23 protein-coding genes are annotated in these 24,878 nt (G+C 69.9%); 9 read left to right on the top strand and 14 right to left on the bottom strand.

Features of this window, described 5'->3' with window-relative positions; all coding sequences use genetic code 11:
- Positions 1 to 18: 18 nt before the first annotated feature.
- Complete coding sequence (locus CCN37_RS14720; RefSeq protein ID WP_086821331.1) at positions 19 to 786, top strand: sugar phosphate isomerase/epimerase; 768 nt, start codon at positions 19 to 21, stop codon at positions 784 to 786.
- A 274-nt stretch (positions 787 to 1,060) separates the two neighbouring features.
- Here the strand turns inward: CCN37_RS14720 and CCN37_RS14715 are convergent, their stop codons facing one another.
- On the bottom strand, positions 1,061 to 2,029 hold the full coding sequence (locus CCN37_RS14715; RefSeq protein ID WP_168200673.1) for an alpha/beta hydrolase family protein: 969 nt from the start codon (positions 2,027 to 2,029) through the stop codon (positions 1,061 to 1,063).
- Positions 2,030 to 2,446: 417 nt separating this feature from the next.
- Here CCN37_RS14715 and pdhA point away from each other — a divergent pair, with 417 nt between their 5' ends.
- From pdhA to CCN37_RS14700, 3 genes are read left to right on the top strand one after another with little or no spacing between them, the layout of a single operon-like run.
- Positions 2,447 to 3,676 (top strand): pyruvate dehydrogenase (acetyl-transferring) E1 component subunit alpha, encoded by a 1,230-nt coding sequence (gene pdhA, locus CCN37_RS14710; RefSeq protein WP_086821329.1) that lies wholly within the window; start codon positions 2,447 to 2,449, stop codon positions 3,674 to 3,676.
- Positions 3,676 to 4,698: an alpha-ketoacid dehydrogenase subunit beta gene (locus tag CCN37_RS14705; protein ID WP_086821328.1), complete on the top strand. Its 1,023-nt coding sequence runs from the start codon at positions 3,676 to 3,678 to the stop codon at positions 4,696 to 4,698. Before pdhA ends, CCN37_RS14705 begins: the two co-directional genes overlap by 1 nt.
- Before the next feature lie 19 nt (positions 4,699 to 4,717).
- Positions 4,718 to 6,166, top strand: coding sequence for a dihydrolipoamide acetyltransferase family protein (locus CCN37_RS14700; RefSeq protein WP_086821327.1), 1,449 nt, complete (start codon positions 4,718 to 4,720; stop codon positions 6,164 to 6,166).
- Between the two features lie 74 nt (positions 6,167 to 6,240).
- Here the strand turns inward: CCN37_RS14700 and CCN37_RS14695 are convergent, their stop codons facing one another.
- On the bottom strand, positions 6,241 to 6,570 hold the full coding sequence (locus CCN37_RS14695; protein WP_086821326.1) for a YnfA family protein: 330 nt from the start codon (positions 6,568 to 6,570) through the stop codon (positions 6,241 to 6,243).
- A gap of 111 nt (positions 6,571 to 6,681) precedes the next feature.
- Here CCN37_RS14695 and CCN37_RS14690 point away from each other — a divergent pair, with 111 nt between their 5' ends.
- From CCN37_RS14690 to CCN37_RS14675, 4 genes are all read left to right on the top strand, one after another.
- Complete coding sequence (locus CCN37_RS14690) at positions 6,682 to 7,302, top strand: hypothetical protein (RefSeq protein ID WP_086821325.1); 621 nt, start codon at positions 6,682 to 6,684, stop codon at positions 7,300 to 7,302.
- Between the two features lie 117 nt (positions 7,303 to 7,419).
- Positions 7,420 to 8,139 (top strand): guanitoxin biosynthesis heme-dependent pre-guanitoxin N-hydroxylase GntA, encoded by a 720-nt coding sequence (gntA, locus tag CCN37_RS14685; protein ID WP_086821324.1) that lies wholly within the window; start codon positions 7,420 to 7,422, stop codon positions 8,137 to 8,139.
- Between the two features lie 162 nt (positions 8,140 to 8,301).
- The gene (locus tag CCN37_RS14680) at positions 8,302 to 9,189 is read left to right on the top strand and encodes an SGNH/GDSL hydrolase family protein (protein WP_086821323.1); all 888 of its coding nucleotides are present in this window, start codon (positions 8,302 to 8,304) and stop codon (positions 9,187 to 9,189) included.
- Between the two features lie 73 nt (positions 9,190 to 9,262).
- Positions 9,263 to 10,150: an SGNH/GDSL hydrolase family protein gene (locus tag CCN37_RS14675; protein ID WP_086821322.1), complete on the top strand. Its 888-nt coding sequence runs from the start codon at positions 9,263 to 9,265 to the stop codon at positions 10,148 to 10,150.
- Between the two features lie 97 nt (positions 10,151 to 10,247).
- Here CCN37_RS14675 and CCN37_RS42170 read toward each other — a convergent pair whose 3' ends face one another.
- Together CCN37_RS42170 and CCN37_RS14665 are read right to left on the bottom strand one after the other, a co-directional pair.
- Entirely contained in the window at positions 10,248 to 11,459 is a 1,212-nt protein-coding gene (locus CCN37_RS42170) for an acyl-CoA dehydrogenase family protein (RefSeq protein WP_086821321.1), read from the bottom strand.
- Positions 11,460 to 11,484: 25 nt separating this feature from the next.
- A complete protein-coding gene (locus CCN37_RS14665; RefSeq protein WP_086821320.1) occupies positions 11,485 to 12,039 on the bottom strand; it encodes an SCP2 sterol-binding domain-containing protein in 555 nt (184 codons plus the stop codon).
- 92 nt (positions 12,040 to 12,131) lie between these two features.
- Between CCN37_RS14665 and CCN37_RS14660 the strand changes: the two genes are divergently transcribed.
- On the top strand, positions 12,132 to 12,803 hold the full coding sequence (locus CCN37_RS14660) for a TetR/AcrR family transcriptional regulator (RefSeq protein ID WP_086821319.1): 672 nt from the start codon (positions 12,132 to 12,134) through the stop codon (positions 12,801 to 12,803).
- Here CCN37_RS14660 and CCN37_RS14655 read toward each other — a convergent pair.
- The 10 genes from CCN37_RS14655 to CCN37_RS14610 form a co-directional block, all read right to left on the bottom strand.
- Complete coding sequence (locus CCN37_RS14655; protein ID WP_086821318.1) at positions 12,800 to 13,678, bottom strand: ROK family protein; 879 nt, start codon at positions 13,676 to 13,678, stop codon at positions 12,800 to 12,802. The genes CCN37_RS14660 and CCN37_RS14655 overlap by 4 nt on opposite strands.
- 26 nt (positions 13,679 to 13,704) lie before the next feature.
- Positions 13,705 to 14,478: a peptidylprolyl isomerase gene (locus CCN37_RS40865; protein ID WP_210408025.1), complete on the bottom strand. Its 774-nt coding sequence runs from the start codon at positions 14,476 to 14,478 to the stop codon at positions 13,705 to 13,707.
- Positions 14,475 to 18,692 (bottom strand): NEW3 domain-containing protein, encoded by a 4,218-nt coding sequence (locus tag CCN37_RS14645; protein WP_086821317.1) that lies wholly within the window; start codon positions 18,690 to 18,692, stop codon positions 14,475 to 14,477. The genes CCN37_RS40865 and CCN37_RS14645 overlap by 4 nt, the downstream gene beginning before the upstream one ends.
- A 13-nt stretch (positions 18,693 to 18,705) precedes the next feature.
- Positions 18,706 to 19,536: a carbohydrate ABC transporter permease gene (locus tag CCN37_RS14640; RefSeq protein ID WP_210408024.1), complete on the bottom strand. Its 831-nt coding sequence runs from the start codon at positions 19,534 to 19,536 to the stop codon at positions 18,706 to 18,708.
- Positions 19,533 to 20,405, bottom strand: coding sequence for a carbohydrate ABC transporter permease (locus tag CCN37_RS14635; RefSeq protein WP_246843048.1), 873 nt, complete (start codon positions 20,403 to 20,405; stop codon positions 19,533 to 19,535). The genes CCN37_RS14640 and CCN37_RS14635 overlap by 4 nt, the downstream gene beginning before the upstream one ends.
- Positions 20,406 to 20,549: 144 nt before the next feature.
- The gene (locus CCN37_RS14630; RefSeq protein ID WP_246843057.1) at positions 20,550 to 21,890 is read right to left on the bottom strand and encodes an extracellular solute-binding protein; all 1,341 of its coding nucleotides are present in this window, start codon (positions 21,888 to 21,890) and stop codon (positions 20,550 to 20,552) included.
- 129 nt (positions 21,891 to 22,019) lie between these two features.
- The gene (locus tag CCN37_RS14625; protein WP_086821315.1) at positions 22,020 to 22,358 is read right to left on the bottom strand and encodes a hypothetical protein; all 339 of its coding nucleotides are present in this window, start codon (positions 22,356 to 22,358) and stop codon (positions 22,020 to 22,022) included.
- Position 22,359: 1 nt separating this feature from the next.
- Positions 22,360 to 23,118: an amino acid ABC transporter ATP-binding protein gene (locus CCN37_RS14620; RefSeq protein ID WP_086821314.1), complete on the bottom strand. Its 759-nt coding sequence runs from the start codon at positions 23,116 to 23,118 to the stop codon at positions 22,360 to 22,362.
- Between the two features lies 1 nt (position 23,119).
- Positions 23,120 to 23,941, bottom strand: coding sequence for an amino acid ABC transporter permease (locus CCN37_RS14615; protein WP_086821313.1), 822 nt, complete (start codon positions 23,939 to 23,941; stop codon positions 23,120 to 23,122).
- Between the two features lie 68 nt (positions 23,942 to 24,009).
- A complete protein-coding gene (locus CCN37_RS14610) occupies positions 24,010 to 24,813 on the bottom strand; it encodes a transporter substrate-binding domain-containing protein (protein ID WP_210408023.1) in 804 nt (267 codons plus the stop codon).
- Positions 24,814 to 24,878 lie beyond the last annotated feature (65 nt).

Here is a 24,878-nt window from a genome sequence, read left to right as displayed (position 1 = left end):
GCTGCGAGAGGAGGACCAGTGATCGTTCCCGGCCTGGTGTCGGTCACCTTCCGGCACCTCGACGTGCCGAGGGTCGTCGAGCTGGTCACCGAGGCGGGGCTGTCCGCCGTGGAGTGGGGCGGCGACGTGCACGTCCCCTCCGGCGACGTGGAGACCGCCGAGCTGGTGCGCGCCCAGTGCGCGAGCGCGGGCATCTCCGTCGCCGGCTACGGCTCGTACTACCGCGCGGGCGCCTCCGATCCGTCCGAAGTGGACAGAGCGCTGCGCACCGCCGTCGCGCTCGGCGCCCCGAGGATTCGGGTCTGGGCGGGGACGTGGGGCTCGCGGCAGATCACGCCCGGCAAGCGCGCCGAGGTCGTCTCCGCGCTGCGCCTATGCGCCCACGCCGCCGCCGCCGAGGGCGTCGAGGTCGCGCTGGAGTTCCACCGCAACACCCTCACCGACACCCTGGAGTCCACCCAGCGGCTGCTCGCCGAGATCGACATGCCCAACGTGACCTCGTACTGGCAGCCGCGCGGCGCCCAGGACACCAAGGAGGCCGTCGACGAGGTTCGCGCGCTGCTGCCGCGACTGCCCACCGTGCACGTGTTCTCGTGGGGAGCCGGCTGGGGCGAGAACCGCCTCCCGCTCGGCGAGCGGGCGGACCTGTGGGAAGCCGTGCTGCCGGAGCTCGACGACGACGGGGTGGACCGCTACGCCCTGCTGGAGTTCGTCCCGGACGACCACCCCGCCGCCTTCCGCCGCGACGCCGGCACCCTCCTCGGCTGGCTCAACCGCCTCCGCTGAGCGAGCGCCCGGCTGGTCAGACGCCGAGTGCGCCCAGGAGCAGCGCTCACCGCGTCGGGCAACAAGCGTTGAGGTCGCTACCGGTGGAGATCAGCACAGATGTCCCTGGCGCCGAGCCGCATCCGGTTCGCCAGTGACGACGGTGGTGATTCACCGGAACTCGCGACCATGCTTGCCGGGCTGAGGGCGGCTATCCTATTGCCCATCGACGTTGGTCACGGCCAACAGGGTGGCCCCCTCGGGGGCCACATTTTTTTGCCCTCAGCCCGGCTGCTCAGACGCCGAGTGCGCCCAGGAGCAGCGGCAGGGAGTTCTTCAGTTCGCGGCCGTAGTAGGGCCAGGCGTGGGTGCCCTTGCCGTAGAAGTTGGTCTGCACCTTGCCGCCGGAGAGCGCGAGCTTGGTCGCGACCAGCTGCGACATCCCCTCGATCGTCTTCTCCCGCACGTCGAAGCCGGTGTCCGGCGCGTCGAGCGGGCCCGCGTCGCCGTTGCCCGCGGAGAGGTAGACGGGGATCTTCCTGAGGTTGTCGGTCAGCTCGGCGGGGTTGTGCTCCGCCCAGGTCTTGGAGTCCTTGACCGGATCGCCCCACAGGCCGTTGGGGTCGAGGCCCGCGCCGAGCAGGACGGCCTGCACCGACGCCGGGCCGAGCATGAACAGCTGCGTGTCCACGGTGCCGCTGTAGGAGGCCGCGGCGGCGAACATGCCGGGCCTGCGCCCCGCGTAGGACAGCGCGCCGAAGCCGCCCATAGACAGCCCGGCGATCGCGCGCTTCTTGCCGCCGCCGTACTTCTTCTCCACCAGCGGCAGGACCTCGTCCAGGTGGAAGTCCTCCCACCGGGGACCGCCTGTCTGCTTCCAGTTGCTGAAGTACCCGGCCTTGCCGCCGATCGGGGTCACCACGATGACCTTGCGCAGCTCGGCGTAGTCCTCGATGTCGGTCTTCTGCACCCAGCTCTCGTGCCCGTCGCCGTCGCTCCAGCAGCAGCCGCCGAGCAGGAGCAGCACCGGCCAGCTCTGGCCGGGCCGCCTGGCGTCCCAGCCGTCCGGCAGCAGTAGCCGGACGTTGCCGTTCTGGCCGATCGCGGGGGAGCTCACGCTGATGTCGAGCGTGCGCGAGTCGACGCGCTTCTCGGAGACGACGGACGCGGCGGGCGCCGCCGACGCGGGCGCGGTCAGCACCGGGGGCAGTGTGACCGCCAGTGCGGCGAAGATCGTCAATAAGCGCCGGATCGGCTTTCGCACGCCGGTCCTCCTCAATGTCAATTAGGGGGAGGACATGCTCTCGATCTACCGCCGGTGCTGGACAGAGCACGTTAAGTAATTTGTCAATCGAATGCGTGCGCAGTGCGCAAACAACCAACGAGTCGGTTACTCGTCAGTAAGCTCGGGTATCCCATCGGCCGTGCACACGGGCGTGCGAGGCTGGGGCCGAGCTCCGGCCCCGCATGGTGTTGAAAACAGTGGACAAGCTGATACGTAAGCCACATGTGGCAGGGCTCACGGATCATGCCTTTGCCGTGTCAGGATGGCGGCAATGCGATCCGTCATCGTCGACGGGGCGACACCCACCCGATCCGGTGGGCGTTCGCACCCCGACGGCGTAGTCGTGCCGTACCGCCACAAGCGGGAGGTGCGGCGTCAACCACGAGGAGAAGACGCATGTCGTCGCCGGACTTCTGGACGCAGCCTCCGGCCACACCGCCGGACGCGTCCAGCGAGGTAGCCCCCGCTGCGACCGCAGCCCGACCGACCGCGGAGCAGGTCATCGCTGGATTGCGCGCGACCACCGAAGGTGGAGCCGATCTCGTGCAGTTGCTCACCCCAGAAGGTGAGCGCGTGCACCACCCCGAGTTCGACATCGACATCACGGCCGAGGAGATCCGCGGGCTCTACCGCGACATGGTCCTCGTGCGCAGGGCGGACCGCGAGGGCAACGCGCTGCAGCGCCAGGGCCAGCTCGGCATCTGGGTGCCGCTGCTCGGCCAGGAGGCGGCCCAGATCGGCGCGGGCAGGGCCCTGCGGCCGACGGACATGGCCTTCCCGAGCTACCGCGAGCACGGCGTCGCCTGGTGCAGGGGCATCGACCCGACCGAGATCATGGGCATGTGGCGGGGCACCGACCACGGGTCGTGGGACCCGCAGGAGAAGCGGTTCCACCCGTACACGATCGTCATCGGCAACCAGTGCCTGAACGCGGCCGGCTACGCCATGGGCCAGAAGTTCGAGGGCAAGGTCGGCGACGACGACGGGGAAGCCACGATCACCTTCTTCGGTGACGGCGCGACCAGCCAGGGCGACGTGCACGAGGCGATGGTCTGGGGCGCGGTCTACGACGCCCCGCTCGTCTTCTACTGCCAGAACAACCAGTGGGCCATCTCCGAGCCGCTGGAGCGCCAGACCCGCGTTCCGCTCTACCAGCGCGCGCTGGGCTACGGCTTCCGCGGCATCCGGGTCGACGGCAACGACGTCCTGGCCACCCTCGCGGTCACCAGGTGGGCGCTCAGCGAGGCCCGGCACGGCAACGGCCCGGTGCTGATCGAGGCCTTCACCTACCGGATGGACTCGCACACCACCTCCGACGACGCCACCCGCTACCGGCACTCCGACGAGCTGGAGGCCTGGAAGCTGAAGGACCCGATCGAGCGGGTCCGCGTCTACCTGGTCAAGCAGCAACTGGCCGACCAGGACTTCTTCGACGGCGTGCAGGCCGAGGCCGACGAGATGGCCGCGCGGCTGCGCGAGTACACGATGAACCTGCCGGACCCGAGCCCGGACCGGATCTTCAGCAACGTCTACGCGGAGGAGCCGGCGACCCTGCGCTCCCAGCGCGAGGAGTACCAGGCCTACCTGTCCGGATTCGCCGACACCACCGCTGGAGGTGGGCACTGATGGCCGCGCCGACGATGAACAACGCACCCGGTGCCACCGCACAGCCGCCGAAGACGACGACCCTGGGCAAGGCGCTGAACATGGGGCTGCGCGCCGCCATGGAGCGCGACCCGAAGGTCATCGTGATGGGTGAGGACGTCGGCAAGCTCGGCGGCGTCTTCCGGATCACCGACGGCCTGCAGAAGGACTTCGGCGAGCAGCGCGTGCTGGACACCCCGCTGTCGGAGTCCGGCATCATCGGCGCCGCGATCGGCCTGGCCATCCGCGGTTTCCGCCCGGTCGCCGAGATCCAGTTCGACGGCTTCATCTTCCCCGGCTTCGACCAGATCGTCAGCCAGCTGGCGAAGCTGCACTACCGCACGCAGGGCCGGGTGAAGGTGCCGATCGTGGTGCGGGTGCCCTTCGGCGGCGGCATCGGCGCGGTCGAGCACCACTCGGAGTCCCCGGAGTCCTACTTCGCGCACACCGCCGGTCTGCGCGTGGTCAGCTGCTCCAACGCGGTGGACGCCTACTGGATGATCCAGCAGGCCATCGACTGCGACGACCCGGTGCTGTTCTTCGAGCCGAAGGCGCGCTACTACGAGAAGGCGGAGCTGGACACCTCGCTCACGCCGGAGCCGCTGTTCGCCTCGCGCGTGCTGCGCACGGGGAGCACGGCCACGCTGGTCACCTACGGTCCCTCGGTCAAGACCTGCATGGCGGCCGCTGCCGCAGCGGCGGAGGACGGGCTGGACCTGGAGGTCATCGACCTGCGCACGCTCTCGCCGCTGGACCTGGGCCCGGTGTTCGACTCCGCGCGCCGCACCGGCCGCGTGGTGATGGTGACCGAGGCCCCCAGCGAGTCCTCGATCTCCTCCGAGGTCATCGCCCAGGTGCAGAAGGAGTGCTTCTACTCCCTGGAAGCCCCGGTTCTCCGGGTCACCGGCTTCGACACCCCGTACCCGCCGAGCAAGTTGGAGGAGGAGTTCCTCCCCGACCTCGACCGGGTGCTGCACGCCGTCGACCAGGCCCTGACCTACTGAACCCGGGAGGAAGTCCGCTATGCCGCAGTACAAGCACTTCCCCCTGCCCGACGTCGGGGAAGGCCTCACCGAGGCCGAGATCCTGAACTGGCACGTCAAGCCGGGTGACGAGGTCACGGTCAACCAGATCATCGTCGAGATCGAGACCGCCAAGGCCGCCGTGGAGCTGCCGTGCCCGTACGCGGGCGTGGTGACCGAGCTGCTGGCCGACGCGGGGCAGACCCTCGACGTCGGCACCCCGATCATCACCATCGACATCGACCCGAACGGCGCTGCGGCTCCTGCCCCGGCCCCGGTCGTCGAGCAGCCCGGTGGGGCCTGCCCGGCGGACGCGGTCGCGGCCAACGCCGCCGCGCGCGCCCAGGCCGACGCGGTCAACGGTTCCGGCAAGATCGGCGAGGAGATGCCGGGCGGCCGGATCGCCACGCTGGTCGGTTACGGCCCGCGTTCGACGGCGGCCAAGCGCCGCCCGCGCAAGGGTGCCGCGGCTCCGGCTCCCGAGCCGGTCGCGGTCGCGGCAGCACCCGTCGTCGCCCCGATCTCGCCTGAGCCGATCACTCCTGTGGTGGTCGAACAGCAGGTCACCGGCCTCGTCCCGCTGGCCAAGCCGCCCGTGCGCAAGCTGGCCAAGGACCTCGGCGTCGACCTGCGCGGGCTCACCGGCTCCGGTCCGGACGGCGTGATCACCCGCGAGGACGTCTCGCTCGCCGCATCGGCCCCGACCCCGGTCGCCGCTGCCGCCGCGGCTCCGGCGAGCTACGACGCCGGGACGCGGGAGCGGCGGGTGCCGATCAAGGGCGTCCGCAAGGCCACCGCGCAGGCGATGGTGGACAGCGCGTTCACCGCCCCGCACGTCACCGAGTTCCTGACCATCGACGTCACGCCGATGATGGAGCTGCGGGCGCGGCTGAAGGGCACTCCGGAGTTCCGCGACGTGAAGCTGACCCCGCTGGCCTTCGCGGCCAAGGCGGTCTGCCTCGCGGCCCGGCGCACCCCGGACGTGAACGCGACCTGGGACGCGGCGAGCAACGAGATCGTCTTCAAGGACTACGTGCACCTGGGCATCGCGGCGGCGACCCCGCGCGGGCTCGTGGTGCCCAAGGTCCGCGACGCCGACTCGATGTCGCTGCGCGAGCTGTGCGTGGCCCTGGAAGAGCTGACCACGACCGCGCGCAACGGCAAGACCTCGCCCGCGGACATGGCCAACGGGACGTTCACCATCACCAACATCGGCGTCTTCGGCATCGACACCGGAACTCCGATCATCAACCCCGGCGAGTCCGCGATCCTGGCCTTCGGCGCCATCCGCGACATGCCGTGGGTGGTGGACGGCCAGGTCGTGCCGCGCAAGGTCTGCCAGCTCGCGCTGAGCTTCGACCACCGCGTGGTGGACGGCCAGCAGGGTTCGCAGTTCCTCGCCGACGTCGGCGCGCTGATGGCCGACCCGTCGGTGGCGATCACGTACTGATCGGCCGTATCTCGGCTGTTCTTCGAAGCGCCCTCGTCGACTCCGGCGGGGGCGCTTCGCTTTCCCAGGTCAGGTCAGCGCGGGCCGTACATGATCACCGCGACCCCGGCGAGGCAGATGAGCGCGCCGATGACGTCCCAGCGGTCCGGGCGGAAGCCGTCCACGACCATGCCCCACGCCAGCGACCCGGCCACGAACACGCCGCCGTAGGCCGCGAGGACCCGGCCGAAGTTCGCGTCGGGCTGGAGCGTCGCGACGAACCCGTAGACGCCGAGCGCCAGCACGCCGCCGCCGATCCACAGCCAGCCGCGGTGCTCGCGCACGCCCTGCCAGACCAGCCAGGCGCCGCCGATCTCGGTCAGCGCGGCGAGCGCGAACAGCAGGACCGAGCGCAGGAAAGTCATGCCGAAAATTTTAGGGCCGCCATAGCTGACCTGGGCTTTTGCCCCCGGAATTGTCAGACCCCCTCCGTAGTCTCATCGGTGTTGGGTCTCCGCTGGTCAAGGAGGTACGGGGTGCAGCAGCACATCCCCACTTCGCTCTGGATCGACTACAACAACGCGCCAGGACCCGAGAAGGCGCAGCGGGTGCGCAGGCACCGGCACATGCACGAGAACACCAACGTCTGGGCGATCAGGTACAACATCGACCTGCTCGACGCCATCCAGGCGGGCCGCCGCTCCGGGGACGACCTCTCCGAGCTGATCACCGCCATCGACAACGCCCACCCGAAGAAGCTCCGCAGCTACGAGGAGAACGCCGAGGGCTGGTGCAGCCTCGTGCAGGACTGGAAGCCCGAACTGACCGAGGTCGGCATCGGTGAGTGCGTCTTCGACGACGTCCGGGTGCGCGTGCGACCGCACCTCGGGCTGGTCGACGGCAAGCACCGGTACGCGACCTACCTGTGGTTCAAGGACGAGCCGCTGACCGAGGCCGCGGCCTGCTCGGTGCTGCGGCTGATGCAGTTGGAGATGCCCGCGATCCTGCCGGGCGGTCGGCCGCTGGTGATCGACGTCCGGCGGTCGCGGTTGATGCACCTGCCGCGCAAGCGCCAGTGGCGGGACTTCGACGACTGGCTCGCCAGGGAGGCGGCGGCCTACGGCGAGTACTGGCGGGCCGCGCCGGTCGCCGCGTAGTCCGGGGCGGGGTTCCGTGGCCCATGGGGGTGGTCACGGAACCCCGTTCCCCTCGCGGGTCTGGTCATTGGTCCAGACTTGCGCGCCGCCCCGGCACGACGGTGTTTGACTCGGCTCATGCCCGATCGCCGAGCCGAGGTCCGCGCCGAGCTGGAGCGGTTCCTGCACAGCACGGAGTTCAGCTGTCTCGGCGCCCGCGCGGCGCTCAAGCGCGGTTCGCTCACGCATCGGCATTACCCGGCCATCGGTGAGCCGGAATCGGCCCGGCTGCACCACGCGGACCTGCTGGAGCACACCCGCGAACTCACCGAAAAGGTCTCCGGCACGAGCTTCTTCACGTTCGTGGCCACCTTCGACGAGCCGGAACGGATGGACGAGCACGAGTTCGAACGCGTGCTCTGGCGGCACCTCCAGCTCGTCCACGACCTCGACAGCCGGGAACACGGCGTTCAGCACGGCGCGTCCTCCGATCCCGAGCAGTCCAACTTCGGCTTCCACGTCGGGGGGCACGCGTTCTTCGTCGCGGGCATGCACCCGGGTTCCTCGCGCGCCACCCGCCGCTTGTGCCTGCCCGCGCTCGCGATCACCGCGAACGAGCAGTTCATGGCTTTGGGCGAGAAGTTCCTGTCACTCCAGGGACGCATTCGGGCACGGGAAGTGACGAACAACGGATCGGTGAATCCGAGTTTCGCTCGCTATGAGTACGAGCAGCCCGCACGGCACTTTTCCGGGCGTTTGACGGAACCGGACTGGAAGTGCCCTTACCGTTCGCACCACACCGAACAGTCTGCACCTACCCAAACTGGTGAGCCCCTTACCGGTGATGCTTCACCCTGAAATGAAACCTCAGCGTCACCGCTCCCGAGTTCGGGTTATCATTTGTCGGAGATGGCGCTCGGATCAGCTTTTCATCAAGCGATCGCGCCGTTTCACCCGCATTATGTGATGCCGTGTCACAAGGTTGAGCGCGGCTGACGTGCTCTCGACAACGGAGCAGACTTGAAGAACCGCACGCTGACGGCTGCCGCCGTCATGGCCGCCGCGATCACCGCGGGCGGCCTCGGCACCACCGCCTCCGCCACTCCGAACGCACCGCTGAACATGGTGGTGATCGGTGACTCCACCGCTTCCGGCACCGGAGCCGGTTACTACTACCGCGGCACGCACGGCACGTGCTGGCGCAGCACGAACTCCTACTCCGAGCTCGCGCTGGTGAAGCTGCGCGAGAGCGGCCGCCAGGCGGAACTGCGCAACGCCACGTGCAGCGGCGCGGGCATCAACGACGTGCGCAGGCCGTTCAAGGGTCAGCCAGCTCAGTTGGACGCGCTCAAGCCGGACACCGACGTCGTGCTGCTCACGTTGGGCGCCAACGACATCGGCTACGTCGAGTTCGGCGGCCTGTGCATGCAGGGCGACTGCTCCAAGGCCGCGGGCAGCGTCATCGACCAGATCCCGGCCATGAGCGAGAACCTGGCCAAGCTCTTCGGCGAGATCAAGGCCAAGAGCCCCAAGGCGAAGATCGTCGCCACCGGCTACGGGCGCCAGCTCACCAACGGGGCCAACGGAGCCGCCGCGGCCGACCCGATCTGCGACTCGACGGTGTTCGCCGCCGAGGAGCGCACCGAGGGCAACAAGATCACCCTCGCGCTGGACCTCGCACTGCGCTCGACCGCGGAGAAGGCCGGCGTCGCCTTCGTCAGTCCGTTCGCCGACTCGGTCGAGCTGCGCGAGGAGTTCGCCGGGCACTCGCAGTGCGACTCCGCCGCGACCTTCTACCGCGGCTTCGACGCCCTGGAGCCCTACCAGGAGGGCCAGGAAGCCGTGCTGCACCTGAACAAGGACGGTCAGGCCGCGCTCAGCGCGCTCGTCCTCGCACAGCTGCGCTAACCGAGGACAACCTTTCGGGCTCAGCCGGAGTGTTCCTCATACGGACCACAACTGTTGCCACACAAGGAGAAACGTGAAGAAGCGTCTGCTTTCAGTTGCCGCTCTGGCCGCCGCGATGACCGCGGGTGGCCTCAGCACCGCCGCCGCCGCCGCCCCCGCAGCAGGACCGCTGAACGTGGTGGCGCTCGGCGACTCCACCGCCTCCGGCACCGGCGCCGGTGTCTACCACCGCGGCACGCACGGAACCTGCTGGCGCAGCTCCAACTCCTACTCCGAGGTCGCCGTCGCGAAGCTGCGCGAGGCCGGCCGCAAGGTGGAGTACACCAGCGTCGCGTGCAGCGGCGCCGGCATCGACGACATGCGCACCACGTTCAAGAACGAGCCGTCGCAGCTGAACGTGCTGAAGCCGGACACCAACGTCGTGCTGCTCACCGTGGGCGCCAACGACATCGGCTACGTCGAGTTCGGCGGCCTGTGCATGCAGGGCGACTGCTCCAACGCCGCGGGCCCGGTGCTGGAGAAGCTGCCCGCGATGGGCAAGAACCTGGTCAAGCTCATCGGTGAGATCAAGGCCAAGAGCCCCAAGGCCAAGGTCGTCGTGGTCGGCTACGGCCGCCAGCTCACCAACGGCGAGAACGGCGCCGCCGCAGCCGACCCGATCTGCGACGCCTCCATCTTCGCCAAGGAGGAGCGCGCCGAGGGCAGCAAGCTCGTCACCGGTATCGACCTGACGCTGCGCGCCGCCGCCAAGCTGACCGGCTCCACCTTCGTCAGCCCGCTCGCCGACTCGGTCCGCCCGACCAAGGAGTTCGCCGGGCACTCGCAGTGCGACTCGGCCGCGACCTACTACCGCGGCTTCGACGCGCTCGCCCCGGGCCAGGAGGGCCAGGAAGCCGTGCTGCACCTGAACAAGGACGGCCAGGGCGCGCTCGGCGGGCTCGTCGCCGCGAAGCTGCGCTAGTCGGAGCGAACGGGTGGTGGACCCCCGACCTGGGGGACCCGGGGTCCACCACCCGCTCTGCTGGCCGCCAGCGCGGTTTGGCGGCCGGCAGGCACCATCACCGGATGTGCATCCCGGAGATCGCCCGCGCCATGACCAGGCGCTGGATCTCCGAGGTGCCCTCGAAGATGGTGTAGATCTTGGAATCGCGGTGCATCCGCTCGACCGGGTGCTCGCGCGTGTAGCCGTTGCCGCCGAGGATCTGGATGGCCCGCTCGGTGGCCCAGACCGCGACCTCGCCCGCCTTGAGCTTGGACATCGATCCCTCGGCGCTGGTGAACTTCTGGCCGGTCCGGCCCATCCACGACGCCCGCCACACCAGCAGCCGCGCCGCGTCGATCTCCATCTTCATGTCGGCGAGGGTGAAGGCGATGGACTGGTTCTCGATGATCGGCCTGCCGAAGGTGACGCGCTGCTTGGCGTACTCCAGCGAGTACTCGTAGGCGGCGCGCGCGATGCCGACGGCCATGGCGCCGACGGTGGGGCGGGTGACCTCGAAGGTGGCCATGGCGGCCTGGCCCTCCGCCTTCCTGCCCTCGCGGGCGCGGGCCAGCCGCGCGTCGAGCTTTTCCTTGCCGCCCAACAGGCACGAGCCCGGCACGCGCACGTCGTCCAGGTAGACGTCGGCGGTGTGCGATGCGCGCAGGCCGTGCTTCTTGATCTTCTTGCCGCCGACGAGGCCCGGTGTGCCCGGCGGGACGATGAACCCGGCCTGGCCGCGCGCCTTCAGCTCGGGGTCGACCACCGCGGTGACCACGTGCACGCCCGCGATGCCGCCATTGGTGGCCCACGCCTTCTGCCCGTTGAGCACCCACTCGTCCTTGGCCTCGTCGTAGACCGCGCGGGTGCGCATGGCCGAGACGTCGGAGCCGGCCTCGGGCTCGGAGGAGCAGAACGCCGCGACCTTGGGGTCGTCCGCGTCGCCGTAGCACTGCGGCACCCACTCGGCGAGCTGCTCGGGGCTGCCGGAGGCGAAGATGCCCGCGACCGCGAGGCCGGTCCCCATGATCGCCATGGCGATGCCGCCATCGCCCCAGAACAGCTCCTCGTTGACGATCGGCAGCGACAGCCCGGTGGGGTCGGCGTAGCAGGTCGCCAGCGACTCGAAGCCGTAGAGGCCGATCTTGGCTGCCTCCTGGATGACCGGCCACGGCGTTTCCTCGCGTTCGTCCCACTCCGAGGCGGCGGGGCGCACGACGTCCTTGGCGAAGCCGTGCACCCAGTCCCTGAGCTCGGTCTGCTCCTCGGACAGTTCGAGCGAGAAGGTCACGTGTGCTCTCCCTATTTTTCGGGGATCAGGCTTTGGGGACGTCGAAGAGGTTCATCAGCCCGGCGGCGAACCCGAGGTCGCCCTTGATCTTGAGCTTGCCGGTCATGAACAGCACCGGGGCGGAGCCGTTCCCGGTCACCAGCTTGAGGAAGTCCAGCGGCGTCACGGTCACCGAGACCCGGGGCTCGCCGGTGTTGTCCTTGTTAACGGTGCACTCGCCGGAGTCGACCACCATCTCGTAGCGGTCGTAGGTGTCCGGTTCCGGACGGGTGATCCGCCAGTGCACGACGGCCGACGCCGAGCCGGCGCGGTCGGCCCTGAAGTGCGCTCCCATCCTCCGGAAGACCTCATCCAGTACCTTGACCCGCAGTTCCGGACGAACCATGACGGCTTCGATCTGACCCTTGGAGGCGCGGGAGACCAGGCGAGCGAACTTCTGCGGCTCCAGCGCGCTGAGATCGACCTCGGCTCCGCTGTCCGCGAGGTCGGATGCCGCGGAGAGCAGTGCGACGAACTCGTCGTCGCTGATCTTCTTGGGGTCGACCTCGGCGAGGGCGGCGATCGGGTCGGTGTTCGGCACAGCGCACCTCCAGGCTTACCTACTGATGAGTAAGACTACTTTTGAGTAGGTTCAGTCGCAAGAGCGTCCCGAGACCCCGTTGAGGTGGGTGCATGACCAAGAAGGACGTGGCGGGGGAGACCCCTCCGCCGCGCGCCAAGCGGCTGCCGCGCGCCGTGCGCGAGCGGCAGATCCTCGACGCCGCCGTACGGGTCTTCTCCGAGCGCGGCTACCACGCCGCGTCGATGGACGAGGTCTCCGACGTCGCGGGCATCTCCAAGCCGATGATCTACGCCTACCTCGGCTCCAAGGAGGAGCTGTTCGCCGCGTGCATCCAGCGCGAGGCGACCAGGATGATGGAGGCCATCGGCGGCGTCGTCGACGTGCACCTCGACCCCGAGGAGCAGCTCTGGCGCGGGGTGCTGGCGTTCTTCACCTTCGTCGGGGAGAACCGCGACTCCTGGCAGGTGCTGCACCGCCAGGCGGGCACGCAGGGCGCCCCGTTCGCCGCCGAGCTGGCCGAGGGCAGGCGCAGGGCCATCGCGATGATCTCCGCGCTGCTGGACCGCGCCGCGGGCAAGGAGGGCGTCGGGGCCTTCGCCGAGGGGCAGACCGAGCCGCTGGCCGCCGCGCTCACCGGGGCGGGGGAGGCGCTGGCCGAGTGGTGGCTGGAGCATCCCGAGGAGAGCCCGAAGGCCATGGCGCGACGGCTGATGAACCTGTCCTGGATGGGCTTCGGCAACCTGGTGCTCGGCAGGGCCTGGCACCCGGACAGGACTGCCTAGCCGACGAGCGCTGCGGCTCCGACGAGGCCCGCCCGGGCACCGAGCTCGGCCCGTTCGACGCGTAGTTTGTCCAAAAAGGACAGTCCGGCGTGAGTGGAAAGCGTGCGGCGCACGGGGTCGAGCAGCAGCTCACCCGCCTCGGCGACGCCGCCGCCGATGACCACCAGGTCCAGGTCGCACACGGCCGCCGTCGCGGCGATGGCGAGTCCGACCGCGTGCCCGCCGCGCTCGAAGGCCGCGCTGGCGACCTCGTCCCCGGCGCGCGCGGACTCCGCGAGCTCGCCCGCGTCGGAGCCGGTCCAGCCGCGCTCCCGCGCCCAGCGCACGAGATGTGGCCCAGCAGCAACGGTTTCGGCGCAGCCGCGACCGCCGCAGGTGCAGGGCGCTCCGCCGGGCTCGATGACGACGTGGCCGATGTGGCCCGCGTTGCCCGTGCGCCCGCCGAAGGGGCTGCCGTCGAACACCAGCCCGCCGCCGACACCGGTGGACACCACGATGCCGAGCAGGTGATCGCTGCTTCGGCCAGCGCCGAAGCGGTGTTCGCCGAGCGCCATGCAGACGCCGTCCCCGGCCAGCCGCACGGGGACGCCGGGCACGAGCTCGGCGACCTCGCGGACGAGCGGGAAGTCCTGCCAGTCCGCGATGTTGATCGGGCTGACGGTTCCGGCGACGGTGTCGATCGGCCCGGCGCAGGCGATGCCGACTCCGCGCACGTCAGCGCCGTGCAGCACGTCCTCGATCGCCTCGCGCGCCGCCGCCCAGCCACCGGCCGCGGTGGGCCGCCTGGCCTCGCGGAGCACGGCGCCCCGGCCGTCGACGAGCGCGGCGGCGACCTTCGTGCCACCGACGTCCAGCGCGAGCACCACGTCCGTCACCCGGGAAACGCTACGGGAAGCGGGTGTCAGTGCCGGTGGGTGTTGTCGGGTTGGCGGGGGTCGCCGGGGTGCTCGTAGCCGGGTTCCAGGCGGACGAGTTCGGCGCGGCGCGCGTCCAGCCAGTCGCCGAAGGCCCTGCGGCGGGCGGCGGCGAGCAGGCGGGCGGTGATCTGCTCGCGCGCCTCGGCGAAGGTGCCCCGGCTCTCCGGGTAGGCGCGCTCGACGAACAGCGTGTGCCAGCCGAGGGGGTCGCGGACCGGGCCGACCACCGAGCGCTCCGGCGCGGCGAACAGCGCCTGCTCGACCGGCCCGGCGAGCTGACCGCGCACGACCGTCCTCAGTGGACTGTCGGAGAGGTCGGCCAGCTCCGGGCTGGTCAGCACGCGGTGCCGGACGACGCGGCGCTCCGGTGCGGAGAACAGCTCGAAGTTGGCCTCGAAGTAGCGCCTCGCCTCGCACTCGGTCACCGTGATCTCCTCGGTGACCTCGTTGAACACCGCGCGCGCCTGCGGACTGCGGGTCAGCAGGGACGCGGCGACGCTGCCGAGTTCGAGCATGGCGGCACGGTCTGCGGCGATCTTCGCCAGCTCCGGCGGGGTCGCTTCCTCGCGCGGGCGCACCAGACCGACGATGCGTTCCGCGGTGAGGCGCTGCACGAGCCACCGGCGCAGCTGCCGGGCCTCGCTGCTGCCCTGCGCGGGCAGCGTCGTCGCCGCGCGACCGGAGCGCAGCTCGGCCTCGGCGCTGTCGACCTCGGAGAGCAGGACCGGCTGGTCGCCGACCCAGGCGATGGGGGTCATGCGGTCACCACCAGCGCGACGGCCTCGGAGTAGAGGATGCGCCCGGCACCGGCGATCTTCACCAGCGCCCAGTAGTCGCCGGGCTCTGCCCAGGGCGGCGGCGCGATGTCGAAGCCGAACTCGGCGCGGCCGACGACCTCGCGGACCTGCCACCAGTCCGGCGTCGCGTCCCAGGTGCCCCACGGGGTGAGCAGCTGCGCCTCGACGGAGACCGGGGCTGAGGTCGCACCGACCACGTCGACGCTGAGCCGCTCCCGCCCGCCTCGCGCCACCCGGACCGCACTGGGCGCTCCGGCCAGCCGCAGTGGTTGCGCGGGCTCCGACACGGTCGACAGCATCGCCACATCCTCGACCACCTGGAGCCAACTCGGTGGGAGCGCCTCGCCGGTGAGCTCCAGCTGCGCGCGGATCGGGTGCGGCAGCTCCACCGCCCCCTTCGGCGCCTTGACCTGCACCTCCGTCTGCCAGTGCCCGCCGGGGGCGAGGCCGAACGGCAGCTGCGGCGGCACGCAGGTCCACCCGTCCGGCACCACGAACCGGACGACGCCGTGCAGTTGCGCGTCGGTGCAGTCGCTGGCCACGGTCAGCGTGAGCGTGATGTCGCCGCCCGGCTGGACCAGCCCGGTGACCGGGTCGAGGTGCACGGCGACCGGCAGTCCGCCCATCGGCGCCGGGCCCCGGTTGTGCATCCAGTAGCGCGTGTAGAGCGGCTGCGCGACCTCGCGCTCCGGCCCGAGCGGCGCACCGTCCATTGTGGACCAACGGGTCAGCTCGGGGCGGGCGACGAGCGTGGCGATCTCGAACGGCGCCAGGGTGAGCGAGGTGTCCGCGAGCGAGTCCCCGCGCTGCTCCAGCAGGTCCGCCGTCGCCGGGTCGAGGAAGCTCAGCAGCGTGGAGGACACCCGCGCCTCGGTCATCAGTCCCGAGGTCTCCACCAGCCGCACCGCGATGCCCTCCGCCGGATCGGCCGGGTGCGCCGAGCCCCTGGCGAGCGGGTTGCCCAGCGCCTTCAGCGCGGCCAGGCTGACCCCGCCAGCGGGCTCGACCTTCAGCAGCGAGCCGGAACCGGGCAGTCCGCCGACGCCGTCCTCCGGGGAGAGCACGGCGACGAGCGGGCGCGAGAACTCCGCGCTGCGCTGCGGGATTCCCTTGCGCCAGTCGCCCTCCGAGCTGACCACGGCGTAGTCGAAGACGTGCGTCCAGTGCTGGAGCTGGAAACCGCTGCCGTCCGGAGTGGCGCGGCGCGGCGGGTCGATCCAGACGCCCGAGGGCCAGCCGGTGCACGAGCGCAGCAGCGACGCGTGCAGCGTTCCCGCCGAGTCCACCGCGAAGCCGGGAACGCCCCGGTTGAGCAGCGCGACCGTGCGCGACTCGAACTCGCCGATCCCGGATGGCGCGTCCTGCCGAACCTCGATCTCGTGATCAACTAGATCGTCCACAATGGACTCGATCGCGGCGTCAAGATCAGCACCCGCGATGATCAGGACCGGAAGTGCCCGCGCAGCGCGGAGATCGGCGCTCGGCACCCAGACCTCGGCAAGCGGTCGCTCCGCCGGGACCCACACCATGGCCCTGCCGGCCGCGCCCAGCTGGCGCTCCACCTCCTCGCGGTAGGACGGGTCGGCTTCGGCGAGGACCTTGGCGGTGAAGGAGTTGCGGTCGGGGCCGCCGAGCGCGAACCGCACGTCCGGCAGGTTCGAGTCGACCTCGAGGTGTCCGTAGCGCGGGCCGTCCGCGGTGCTGCACGTCGCGGTGACTCCGGCCTGGGCCAGGGCGACCGTGAGTTCGCGCGCCAGCGGAGCCGCCTCCGCGCGCGAGGGCGCGATCAGCTCGGCGACCCCGATCGCGCGCACGCTGTCGCCGACCGACACGCGAGCCGTCGCGGAGAGCCCGAACCAGGTGTAGGCGGGGTTGTCCAGCGTCCACGGGTGCTCGGCGGAGTCGACGTCCGGGAGGCCGAAACCCCTGCCCACCACGGCATCCCCGACCTCGCTCACCGGGAGCGCGCCGGGCACCGGGCACGGCCAGCGCAGCCTCAGCAGCTGGTCGGAGCCGGTGAACTCCTCGACCTTGGTGGAGCAGTCGACGCGGGAAACGCCGCGCCACAAGGTGATCGTCTGCGTGTAGCCGACGGTGCCGAGCTGGCCGCGCACGACCAGGCGCTGGCCGAGCGGCGACTGGAACGCCTGCACCGCCGCGTTGTTGTCGCCGGAGACGCGCACAGGTCCCTTGGGCAGCAGGTGCCACGGGCCTTCGCCGAAGCGCGGATGCCGGTCGTACTCCTCGTAGAGCGCGAGCTCGTTGCCGACGCGTCCGGTCGCGATCAGCTCCCGTCCGTGCGGCAGCTCGACGAGGCTGACCACTCCGCCGCCGCGACCCGGGTCGACCGCGATCCGGTGGTGCGCGTTGGCGATCTCGTACCCGTCCACAGGCAGCCACGTCGAGCTGTCCACAGAATCCACAGGTTCATCCACAGTGGACTTATCCACAGTGGACAGTCGGATTGTGTATGCCCGCCAGCCAAAAGAGGGCACGTCGCGGGCGAGGAAGGTGACCGAGTGGCCTTCATGATCCACAAGCGCGGGCAGCTCGGTTCCGTCATCATCCACAACGGAGACGCGGTTGTGCACAGGGTCTTCGAGGTGCACGGTGACGAGATCCGTTCGTGGCGCGGCAATCGAGTTCCACACCACCACGCCGCGACCCACAGCCTGAGAAAAGTCCACGCGGTCGGTCAGCACGCGCAACGCGGAGTTCCGCGCGGAGAGCGCCAGTTCCCGCGCTTCGCGCCAGCCCCACAGCAGGTCGAGGTAGACCTGGTCGGACTCCGAGCCGGTGATCCCGTCGTGATGAGCACCGTATGCCAGCTGCACCCACGCCTTCGCGAAGGCCGCGTCCGGGTAGCGCGCACCGGTCAGCAGCGAGGCGAACACCGCGTAGCGCTCGGCTTCGAGCAGCAGGTCCTCCGCCTCGCGCTGCGCCTGCTTGGTGTCGATGTAGGAGACGTCCTTGCCGGTGTAGATCGGGTTCATGTCCCGGCTCTGCGGCGTCGGCTCCTCACCCCGTTCGGCCAGCTCGGCGCGGACCGCCGCGAAGAACTCCTTCGGCAGCGCGCACACGAACTTCGGCCAGGTGTAGCGGGAGTTCCAGTCGCGGTGGATGCGCGTGACCCACTTGTTCGGCGGCGTGTAGTCGGTGCCGACAGGCAGCAGCACGTTGCGCGTGGTGGCGACCTTCTTCAGGCCCTGGAACAACGTCAGCGCGGACTTCGCCGCCTCCTCCAGCGTGGGCGCGGCGTCCATCCGCCACCCGGAGCTGTAGTGGTCGGCCATGTAGCTGGTCAGCAGACCGCGACCGGATGGGGAGATCCACTCGAACTCGCTGGGGAACTGCATGCGGGTCGGATCGCCCTGGACGCCGTCGCGCACCTCCATGGGCCCCCACTGGTGGAAGGGTCCGCGCGCCCACGAGCTGGAGGAGAGCCCCGCGTCGGCCGCCATGCCGGGAAACGCGGGGTCGTGCCCGAAGACGTCGAGCTGCCAGGCGGTTTGCGGGTCCGCGCCGAGCACGTCGCGCTGGAAACCGATGCCGTGCACGAAGTTGCGGATCGCCGACTCCGGGCTGCACAGGTTGGTGTTGGGCTCGTTGTAGGTGCCGCCCATGACCTCGACGCGGCCCTCGGCGATCAGCCTGCGCAGCACGTCGCGGTCGGCGGGGAAGGCGTCCCAGTACGGCTTGAGGTAGTCGACCTCGGCGAGCACGAACTTGTACTCCGGTTCGCGCAGCGCCAGTGCCAGGTGCGCGCGCACCAGGTCGAAACCCGCGAGCTGGTAGGCCGATCGCGGCGATCCCGGGAAGTCCAGCGCGTCCCACGCCGTCGTGTAGGCGGCCTGGGTGTTCCACCACACCGGGTCGTAGTGGAAGTGGCTGACCATGTGCATGGTCCAGCCCGGTTCGGCGACGGTGAGGTCGAAGGCGAACTCGGCGCCGTGGTCGGTGATCACCCGCGCGGGCACGACCGTCCCCGGACTGTCCGAAGTGGACACTGAGACCTCGACGACGCCGTCGCCGCTGACCGGCTCAGGGGTGTCGAGGCCCGCGCCGGTGACGCGCACGGTCGCTGGTCCGTCAAGGGTTACCCGGACGACCTGGAGCGGCGCGTCGGCCGGTCCGGTGAACAGCTCGGTCGACTCGGCGGAGAGCACCTTCGGCACGATCGGACCCCTTTCACTTCACCGCTCCGGCAAGGGTGAACGCCCCGCCCAGCCTGCGCGAGACGATCAAGTACAACCCCAGCACGGGCGCGGTGTACAGCAGCGAGTACGCGGCGAGCGGGCCGTAGGACTCCAGGCCCGCGCGGCCGAAGAACGCGAAGACGCCGACCGCCGCAGGCTGCTTCTCCGGGTCGAGCAGCAGCGTGAACGGGACGAAGAAGTTGCCCCACGCGGAGATGAACGTGAACACGCCGACCACCGACAGGCCCGGCAGCATCAGCGGCAGCACCACGTGGCGCAGCGACTGCATGCCAGAGGCCCCGTCCATCCACGCCGCCTCTTCGAGGGTGAGCGGGACGTTGTCCATGAAGCCCTTCGTCATCCAGATCGCGTAGGGCAGCGAGGTGGCGGCGAGGAAGAGCATCGTGCCGAAGGTGCTGTCGATCAGCTCCAGCTGCACGAACATGCTGTAGACCGGCACCATCACCGCCGTCATCGGCAGGCCCGTCGCGAACAGCACGAGGTAGAGGAACGGCCGCTTGAACCGCAGCTGGTAGCGCGAGAGCGGGTAGGCGGCGAGCGCCGCGAACACCACGGAGATCAACGCCGCTCCGCCCGCGAGCGCCAGGCCGTTGAGCATCGGCAGCAGGCCGACCTCCCAGTCCAGCACCGCGAGGAGGTTGGCGGGTCCGGGCTGCTCCGGCAGCTCCGTGCGCAGTCCGGCCTTCTCGTCGACCGCCGCCGTCAGCAGCCACAGCAACGGCGCCGCGAACACCAGCGCGATCGCGCCGAGCACCAGGTGCACGAAGCCGGTCGCCACGCGTCGGCGCGGAGTGGAGATCACCGCAGCTCCTCCCTCAGCGTCCTCGCGTACACCGCCGCGAACAGGCCGCCCACCAGCAGCAACACCAACGCGGTCGCCGTGCCGTAGCCGATCTCGCGGAACACGAACGCCTGCTCGTACATGAGCAGCGGCAACGTCTGGCTCGCCTCGCCGGGGCCGCCCGCCGTGAGCACGTAGATCAACGCGAACACACCGATCGTCTGCAACGTGATCAACAGCAGCGTGGTCACCACCGTGCGCCTGATCGTCGGCAGTGTGACGTGCCAGAACCGGCGCAGCGGCCCGGCTCCGTCCATCTGCGCGGCTTCCAGGAGATCGCTCGGCACGTCCGACATGGCCGCCTGGTAGCTCAGCATCGAGAACGCCGTGCCCCGCCACACGTTCGCCAGCACCACCGCCGCCATCGGCGCCGTGTAGAGCCAGTTCTGCCCCGGCAGGCCCAGCCAGGCCAGCAGCGCGTTGAGCGTTCCGTCCGCGTTGAGGAAGGCGTAGACCGCGAAGGCCGCCACCAGCTCCGGCAGCACCCACGCCAGCACCACCACGCCGCCGACCGCCGAGCGCAGCAGCTTCGACCGGCCCGCGAGCAGGACCGCCAGCAGCATGCCGAGGCAGTTCTGGCCGATCACCGCCGAGCCGATCGTGAAGACCACCGTCAGCCACACCGCGTTCAGCAGCGCCGGGTCCTCGATGAGGCGGGCGAAGTTGTCCAGCCCCGTGAAGCTCGGCGCCCGCGCGGCCGAGCCGCTGAGCGCGGTGTTGGTGAAGGAGAGGTAGACCGTCCACAGCACCGGGCCGATGAGGAAGACCCCCAGCAGCGCCACCGCGGGCACCAACGGCACAACCCGCCCCACACCCCGATCACCCGCCACCTCTTCCATGGTCAAGTAGGCGGCGGGACGGGGACACCGCCAGAGGTATGGGCGGTTATCGGGGAATTGCGCCGATTAGCCCGCCCGGGTGGCGCCCGGGGTTTGTGGCACTTGAAGACCAGCAAACCCGGCAGCCACGAGGACTCAGCCTGCGCGGGTGTTGGCGGGGCCGACGATTCGGGTGACCTTGGCGGACCACGCGGTGGCGGTGTCGTCGGGGTCGGCGCCGTTGACCACCTGGTCCATGGCGATCTGGAGCTCCTGCGACACCCTCGGGTAGATCGTCAGCGTCGGCCGGTAGTGGGTGATGTCGATCAAGCCCGTCCAGAAGGCCACCGAGGGGTTGCGCTCGGCGAGGCGGGGGTCCTCCCTGGCGATGTCCCTGCGCACGGGGAGCTGCCCGGCTCCGGCGGCGAAGGCGAACGCGCCGTCGCGGTCGAGCGCGGTGGTGATGAACCGGAACGCGGCGTCCTTCTTCTTGCTGCGGGCGCCGACGGCGAGGGTCCAGCCGCCGGAGAGGCTGACCCGCCCGGGTGCCTGGCCCGCCTGCGTCGGCATGGCGGCGGGGACCATGGTGCGCGCCCACTCCGCCCACTCGGCCTTGCCGCCGGGGCTCCAGTGCGCGGGCAGCCAGCTGCCGTCGAGCCGGATGCCGACCTTGCCCTGCTTGGTCAGCTCCTCGATGCCGCCGTCACCGAAGCGCGGGTCGGCGACCTGGGCCGGGCTCGGGCCGAGGCCGCCGGAGAAGACCTCCTTGACGAAGCCGAGCGCCTCGGCCATGCCCTTGCTCGGCGCGACCCACTTCTGCTGGGCCTCGTCGTAGAGGGTGGCGGTCCTGGTGCCGTAGAGCAGCATGCTGAGGCTCTGCATGGCCGCGGCCTCGCCCTGGGCGCGCCCGGCGGGCAGGGAGAACGGGATGACGCCGGGCACCTTCTCCTTGATCGCGCGCGCGGCGTCGAGGATGTCCGCCCAGGTCCTCGGCTGCCAGTTCTCCGGCAGCCCGGCGCGGGCGAAGACCTGCCGGTTGAACCACAGCCCCCTGGTGTCGGTGGCCATCGGAACGCCGTAGGTCTTGCCGTCGACGGCGCGCGTGCTCTCCCGGGCCACCTGGATGAACTCCTGCCAGTCCGGCCAGCCCGCCAGGAACTCGTCCAGCGGGGCCAGGTAGCCCGCGTCCACGTCGGCGTTGATGTTGAAGCTGTCCTCGTAGAGCACGTCCGGCGCGGTGGCGGGGGAGCGCTGCATCAGCTGCACCTTGGTCAGGTACTCGTTCTCCGGCGCCACCACCGGGATCAGCTCGACCTCGATGTCGGGGTGCGTGCGCTCCAAGGCCTCCTTGGTGCGCTTCATGTGCGCCTCGACCCGGACGTCCTCGCCGTAGCGCTGGTAGACGACCTTGAGCGTGTGTTCCTCGTCAGCGCCACCGCACGCCGCGAGCGGCAGCAGCAGCGCCGAGACGGCGAGAGCGGCAACGGCCCTGTGCACGGACAAGCGCCCTCCAGCCCTCGAACGATCTTGAGACGTGGATCACACCGATGAGAGTCCATGGCCCCGGGAAAGTCAACGTGCTCCGGGGTGAGTTCCTGATGCGGCCGCAGAGTAGCGCGAACCGACCTAGTCCCCCATGAACCAGAGGTAGCTTCCCGGCGTGCGGGAACACGCCCGCAGCAGCTGTTCCAGGTCCTGCACGGCCGCGATCTGCTCAGGGGCCGAGCAGCGCTGGAGCAGGTCGGGGACCTCCTTCAGCGCGACCTCGGCCTCCTGCTCGTTGAACACCGTGTTGCCGGAGGCGTCGACAAGGCCCAGCCGCACCGTGCCGTCCCAGGGAAGCCAGGACAACACCTCGGCCAGCCGCTCCCCGTGTTCGTAGGAGCCCATGACCAGGGTTGTCCTGGACTTCTTCCAGTTGCTGCTCGCGGGCCGGGCCGAGTGCAGCTCCAGCTCGACGCCCAACTCAGGCCCCCGCGCTGTGCACCGGGTCGAGCACGCGGGCGAGGAAGGAGCGGGTGCGCTCCTCGCGGGGCGCGCCGATGACCTGCTCGGCCTTGCCCTCCTCCACCACGTAGCCGCCGTCCATGAACAGCACGCGATCAGCGACCTCGCGGGCGAACTGCATCTCGTGGGTGACGACAAGCATTGTCATGCCTTCGTCAGCCAGTTGGCGCATCACGCCGAGCACGTCGCCGACCAGCTCGGGGTCCAGCGCGGAGGTGGGCTCGTCGAAGAGCATCACCTCCGGGTTCATCGACAGCGCGCGGGCGATGGCCACCCGCTGCTGCTGACCGCCGGAGAGCTGGCCGGGCATGGAGTCGGCCTTCTCGCTCAGGCCCACCTTGGCCAGGTTCTCCCGCGCCACCATCTCCGCGTCGCCCTTGGGGCGGCCGAGGACCTTGCGCTGGGCGATGGTCAGGTTGTCCAGCACGCTCAGGTGCGCGAACAGGTTGAAGCCCTGGAACACCATGCCGACGCGGGTGCGCGCCTTGTCGATGTCGCAGTCCTCGTCGGTCAGCTCGACGCCGTCGACGACGACCTTGCCGCCGGTGGGCTCCTCCAGCAGGTTCACGCAGCGCAGCATCGTGGACTTGCCGGAGCCGGACGGCCCGATGATGCAGACGACCTCGCCGCGCTTGACGCTGAGGTCGATGCCCTTAAGCACTTCGAGCGGGCCGAACGCCTTGCGCAGGCCGGTGATCTCGATGATCGGCTCGGTCATGTCAGCCCACCCCTCGGGTCGTCATACCGCCGTCGCCGTACTTGTTCTCCAGCCTGCGGGAGAGCAGCGACAGCGGGATCGTGATGATCAGGTAGCAGAGACCGACCACCAGGACCGGTGTGAGGCTCTTGAACGAGGTCAGCGCCTGACGGCCGAACTGGGCCAACTCCTGCTGCGCGAGCGTGCTGCCGAGCAGGTAGGCCAGCGAGGAGTCCTTGGTGAGCAGGATCAGCTCGTTGGTCAGCGGCGGCAGGATGATCCGGAACGCCTGCGGGATCACGATGGTGATCATCGCGCGGCCCTGGGACATGCCCAGCGAGCGGGCCGCCTCGACCTGCCCCTTGGGCACCGCCTGGATGCCCGCGCGGATCGTCTCGGCCATGTAGGCGGCGCCGACGAGGCCGAGCGCCAGCATGATCGCGACCTCGCGGCTGAGGAACGTGCCGGGGAAGGCCAGCGGGATGCCGGTGCCGATGGCGATGAACACCAGCAGCGCGGGCAGACCGCGGAAGAACTCGATGTAGATGGTGGACAGCCATCGGTACGGCGCGACCGACGACAGCCGCATCAGCGCGAGGACCAGGCCGAGCGTCAGGCCGAAGGCGAACCCGAGGACCGTGTAGACGAGGGTGTTCTTGAGCGCGATGGTGATGACTTCGGGGAACTGGTCCGCCGCGACGTCGAAGTCGAAGAACGCCCGCTTGATCTGCGCCCAGTCCGCGGTCACCGCGATGAACACGACGACGGCGAGCAACAGGACGTACTGCGAGATGCGGAAGATCTTGGCGCGCTGGCGCTTGCTCAGGCCGGCCTTGCCTGCCATGCGTAACTCCTGTTGGGAAAAGTCGTCGGGGCCGGTGCCACCTCCCGGCACCGGCCCCGAGGGGACGCTTACTTGTTGGCAGGCTTCTTGCCGAACCACTTCTCGTAGAGCGCGTCGTACTTCCCGTTGGTCTTGGAGCTCGCGATGATCTCGTCGATCTTGGCGCGGAGCTTGTCGTTGCCCTTGCGGACGCCGATCCCGTAGTCCTCGTTGGTGTCGAACTCCTTGGTGACGTCGAGGTCGGAGTTCTTCTTGGCGTAGTCCAGCAGCACGCCGTTGTCGTTGATGCCCGCGTCCACCTGGCCGCTCTTCACGGCCTCCAGCAGCAGACCCAGGTCCTCGTAGACGACGACCTCGGCGCCGGCCGGCTTGGCGTTCTTGTTGGCGTAGTCAAGACCCGTGGTCGCCGACTGCGCGCCGAGCTTCTTGCCCTTGAGCTGCTCAAGGCTGTTCAGGCCGGAGGTCTTCTTGACCAGCAGCGCCTGGGTCGCCTTGAAGTACGGGGCGGAGAAGTCGAAGTTCTGCTTGCGGGATTCCTTGATGGTCATTCCCGCTGCGGCGAGGTCGCACTTCTTGGCGTTGAGGTCCTCGCCGGACTCGATCGTCTCGAACGGACCGTCGATGATGTCCTGCTTGACCCCGAGGTCCTCGGCGACCAGGTTCACCAGGTCGACGTCGAAGCCGACGATCTGGCCTTCCCTGGTGAACTGGAACGGCTCGTACGGCAGGTGCGTGCAGGTCTTGAGCTTGCCCGCCTCGACGAGCGGGACACCCTTGGCCTCGCCCGGCTGCGGCCCGGACCCGCACCCGGCAACAACGACCGCCAGTGCCGGAAGCAGCGCGAGGGCCTTGAGCCCTGTTCGTCTGGCCACGGTGTAACTCCTCGTGATGGAGATCGATCGAGATCTGGGAATCCTGCCATCCGTCCGGGGCAGGC

Origin of the sequence: Allokutzneria sp. NRRL B-24872 (assembly GCF_002155965.1) — a bacterium.
In the GTDB taxonomy this organism is placed as follows: Bacteria; Actinomycetota; Actinomycetes; order Mycobacteriales; family Pseudonocardiaceae; genus Allokutzneria.
The sequence above is the reverse complement of the archived record's forward strand: the minus strand, read 5'-3'. Positions and strand labels throughout refer to the sequence as shown.